Consider the following 4,212-nt stretch of genomic DNA (forward strand, 5'->3'; position numbering starts at 1 on the left):
ACGAAATGAAAAAAAGATACCCACAAGGTGGGTATCACAACTGTCAGGTTGTTGTCCTCCTTATGGGTACCATTTTAAATATCGTTATGGTATATTCGCTGAATAAGATTACTCAAAGCAACAATTTTCTTAAATTGAGCGAATAAAATTAAGAATATGAAATATATGTTGTATAAGTGATATGTAAGCGCTAACAATATCTATGTTAGATACATTCGAAAGGAGAAGAAAACGATATGAAGAAAGTATCCGCTATAGCACTTAGTACAGCTATGTCACTCTCAATGGCTTTGCCATCTAAAGTCAATGCCACAAGCAGAGTGGATCAATTACTCTCTAATATGAGTACAAGACAAAAGATCACACAGATGCTTATGGTAGACTTCCGTTACTGGGATGAAGACTTAAGTGATGGTGTACAGACTACAGGTCATGAATTTACTAAGATGAATGACCAAGTCAGAAAGATTGTCGAAGACTATGATTTTGGAGCACTTATTTATTTTGCTCAGAACATCCAGGAAACAGAACAATCTTACAACTTAAGTATGGCTATGCAGAAAGCAGCTACAAAAGATGGTGGTATTCCACTATTAATTAGTGCTGACCAGGAAGGTGGTAGTGTATACCGTTTAGGTTCAGGTACAGCTTTACCTGGTAACATGGCACTTGGTGCAACTCATAATACAGAGTATGCGAAAAAAGCAGGTCAGATTATTGGTAGTGAATTAAGCAGTATTGGTATTAATACTAACTTAGCTCCTGTTGTTGACGTTAATAATAATGCCAACAACCCAGTTATTGGTTTAAGAAGTTACAGTGATGATGCAGATGTAGTAGGGAACATGGCTTCTGCAACAATTGCTGGTTTGAAGGACTATAATGTCATTGGATGTGCGAAGCACTTCCCAGGTCATGGTGATACAGCCACTGACTCACATTATGGTTTACCTATCGTAAACAAATCAAAAGCAGAATTATTAAATAATGAATTAAAACCATATAAGATTGCAATCAATCAGGGTATTGAAATGATCATGACTGCACATATCTTATATCCACAATTAGATAACACAACTGTTGTTTCAGAAAAAACAGGTAATGAAGAAAAGAAACCTGCGACTATGTCAAAAGCAATCATCACTGATCTATTAAAGGGTGAAATGGGATTTAATGGTGTAGTCACTACAGATGCGATGAACATGAAGGCTATTGCTGATACATTTGGTGAATCACAGGCAGTTAAGCTTGCGATTGAAGCAGGTGCTGATTTGATTTGTATGCCTACAGTTCTTTATAACCAGGAAGATGTTAAGAAGCTAGACACAATTATTGATTATGTAGAAAATGCTGTGAATAATGGTGAAATCTCTGAATCAAGATTAGATGATGGATGCAGAAGAATCTTAACAGTCAAAGAGAACAGAGGCATCTTAGATTGGAAAGAATCTAACTTCTCATTAAATAAAGCTTTATCTACAGTAGGTAGTGCCACTAATAGAGCAACTGAAAGAGAAATCGCAGCTGCCGCTGTCACTGTTGTAAAGAATGAAAACAATACTTTACCTTTAGTTGTTAAAGAAAAGCAGAAAATCTTAATGCTTTGTCCATATGACAATGAAAGAGCACAGATGATTATGGGTTATAATCGTGCTAAAGAAGCAGGACTTATCCCAGACTCTGCAGAAGTAAAAGTAGTAAGATACAATGGTTCTAATATGGATGCTGTAAAAGAAAATATCGATTGGGCTGATACAGTATTTGTTAACTCAGAAATTAGTGCTGCAAGTCGTTTCTCATCTAACCATTGGTTGTATTCAAATGTAGAAGATATCGTAGACTATACTCATGAAAAGGGTAAGAAGTCTATCGTGATGTCAGTAGATAAACCATATGATGTACAGATGTATGCTAATGCGGATGCTATTTTAGCTGTATATGGATGTAAAGGTTCTTCAGTAGATGTTACTGAAGCAATTGTTGGTGGAGTGACATCTTCTAAAGCTGCTTATGGACCTAACATTATTGCAGGTATTGAAGTTGCTTTAGGTACATTTGGTGCTCAGGGAACACTTCCAGTTGATATTCCTGTATATGATATGACTGCAAAGCTTTATACTGATACTATCAAGTATAAACGTGGTTATGGTATTACTTATAAGTCATTACTTAACAAAGATACTTTAAATGCCTTAATCTCTAAGGCTGAAGGCTTAGATTCTAAGAAATATACAGAAGATTCTTGGAATAAACTTGTATCAGCTTTAGCTGCTGCAAAAGAAGTAGCTAACACAAATGGTGTTTCTCAGAAGAAGATTGATGAAGCGATTGCTTCATTACAGTCTGCTATGGATGCTTTAGTAGAAAAACCTGTAGAAACTAAACCAGAAGAACCTAAGAAAGATGACACTAAGAAAGAAGATACAAAGAAAGAAAACACAAAGAAAGAAGACACTAAGAAGGATAATGTAAAAACAGGCGATAGCACAGCTATCCTACCACTGGTTACATTAATGGGTCTTGCTTGTGTTGCATTTATCTTTCTTAAGAAAAAAAGAGCTTAATAACTAGAACGTCTCTTCTTGAGACGTTCTTTTATATGTTATAATCGAGTAGGGTGATCTATATGGCATGGATACAATTACTAATAGACGGTGGAATAGGTTTGATATTAATTATATCTGGAATACTTATGAATATGATTTCTAATAAACATAATAAACAATGTACAAAAAGTGTAGAAGGAAAAGTAATTAGCTATAGTTTTCCAGGAGAATCACATATGTATCCAATAGCGGAATATGCAGTAGATGGTGTAACTTATAAGACTAAAAAGAAATACAAAGGAATTAAGTCTATCAAAGCATCAGGTATACCACTACCAGTTAAATCTAACGCTTTTGAGGATGAAAAAGGATATTTGCATATCAAATCAGGGGCTATTGTAAATGTCCGTCAGATGGCAGAAAAACTATGGCCTATCAATAGTAAAATGATTGTTTACTATAATCCAGATAACCCAAAAATATGTTATGTAGACAGACCAATTTATAATAGTTTTGCATCTAAGATGTTTATAATTATGGGTAGTGTTGTAATAGTTATAAGTATTATTGTATTTTTCTTAATGCAACTATAAGTCCGTGGCTTTCAATTCGCACGCTTGCGTGTTAGTTGAAAGCCATATTTCATTTTATATAAAAAACCGTACAGTTTGGTTTCTGTACGGTGGCAGACTATTTGTTAAATATACAAATCGCTGTGTGTGCCTGTGTTGGCAAGTGTCAGTACTAGAACATCTTCTTCTATGTAGTAAATGAGTAGCCAGTCAGGTAGAATATGACATTCTCGATAACCTGTCCAATCTCCAGATAATGCATGGTCACGACACTTATCAGGTAAGGATTCACCAGTTGCAAGTAAAGTGATAATTTTATTTAATAATTCGATTTTTAACCCACGCTTTATAGCACGTTTATAATCTTTTTTGAAACTGTTTGTATATTTGATGGTATATTTGTTTTCTTTCATCTTTTTAAATCATCAAATAATTCATCAAGGTCATTATAACCTTTTACGGAAGGATCTTTTGCAATTCTTTTCGCTTCTAACATAGCCGCAAAAGTTTCTTTGTTAGGTTGTTCTATATTTATTTTGAATGGAATACCACCCTCACGAAGTGACTGGCGTACAAAGATATTAAATGCTGTAGTAAGATTCATACCTAATTCAGAAAATAGTACGTCTGCCTGTGCCTTTAATTCTGTATCCATACGAATACTTACATTTGTTGTATTTCCAGCCATACAATCAACCCCTTTCTAAACATATTATATATTAAATGCACGAATAATACAATATATTGCACGTTAAATGCATTACATTTTAGTTATCAAAAAAGTATGAATCGAAACATATCTAAAATGCAAGTGATGGTATAGAAAAGAAAGGGAGATTTAAATATCCATAATTTACAAGTAAATCCATTAATGAAATTATTTTTTGAATACCCACAAACCACAGGTCAGTGAAAATTAAATTTCATAAGCACCGATTAAACGGCGTTCATGAAGCTGAACCAGACACATGAATTTCCCATCTGTTCTACAATTAGATTAGAAATTAGATGGAGGTATAATCATATGTCAAACAAAGTATTAAAGCCTAAGAAAGCTTCTCTTTATCAGTTCACTAAGAAATATTCCAACAATA

Annotated in this window: 4 protein-coding genes; 2 read left to right on the forward strand and 2 right to left on the reverse strand. The window is 34.0% G+C overall.

The features are described from left to right. The first annotated feature begins 236 nt into the window (after window positions 1–236). Together EAI80_RS12105 and EAI80_RS12110 are read left to right on the forward strand one after the other, a co-directional pair. Window positions 237–2,564, forward strand: a complete 2,328-nt coding sequence (locus EAI80_RS12105) for a glycoside hydrolase family 3 protein (protein ID WP_129982240.1) — start codon at window positions 237–239, stop codon at window positions 2,562–2,564. 62 nt (window positions 2,565–2,626) lie between these two features. Next, entirely contained in the window at window positions 2,627–3,139 is a 513-nt protein-coding gene (locus tag EAI80_RS12110; RefSeq protein WP_129982241.1) for a hypothetical protein, read from the forward strand. A 104-nt stretch (window positions 3,140–3,243) separates the two neighbouring features. Here EAI80_RS12110 and EAI80_RS12115 read toward each other — a convergent pair whose 3' ends face one another. Then, complete coding sequence (locus EAI80_RS12115; protein ID WP_129982242.1) at window positions 3,244–3,531, reverse strand: type II toxin-antitoxin system YafQ family toxin; 288 nt, start codon at window positions 3,529–3,531, stop codon at window positions 3,244–3,246. Further along, window positions 3,528–3,806, reverse strand: coding sequence for a type II toxin-antitoxin system RelB/DinJ family antitoxin (locus EAI80_RS12120; RefSeq protein WP_129982243.1), 279 nt, complete (start codon window positions 3,804–3,806; stop codon window positions 3,528–3,530). Before EAI80_RS12120 ends, EAI80_RS12115 begins: the two co-directional genes overlap by 4 nt. Between the last annotated feature and the right edge of the window lie 406 nt (window positions 3,807–4,212).

The sequence above is a fragment of the Catenibacterium sp. co_0103 genome, assembly GCF_004168205.1.
GTDB lineage: Bacteria > Bacillota_I > Bacilli_A > Erysipelotrichales > Coprobacillaceae > Catenibacterium > Catenibacterium mitsuoka_A.

What these genes read in the sequence shown, in the direction of transcription:
- EAI80_RS12105 (WP_129982240.1), top strand. Translation starts at nt 237, where the DNA reads ATGAAGAAAGTATCCGCTATAGCACTTAGTACAGCTATGTCACTCTCA.
- EAI80_RS12110 (WP_129982241.1), top strand. Translation starts at nt 2,627, where the DNA reads ATGGCATGGATACAATTACTAATAGACGGTGGAATAGGTTTGATATTA.
- EAI80_RS12115 (WP_129982242.1), bottom strand. Translation starts at nt 3,531, where the DNA reads ATGAAAGAAAACAAATATACCATCAAATATACAAACAGTTTCAAAAAA.
- EAI80_RS12120 (WP_129982243.1), bottom strand. Translation starts at nt 3,806, where the DNA reads ATGGCTGGAAATACAACAAATGTAAGTATTCGTATGGATACAGAATTA.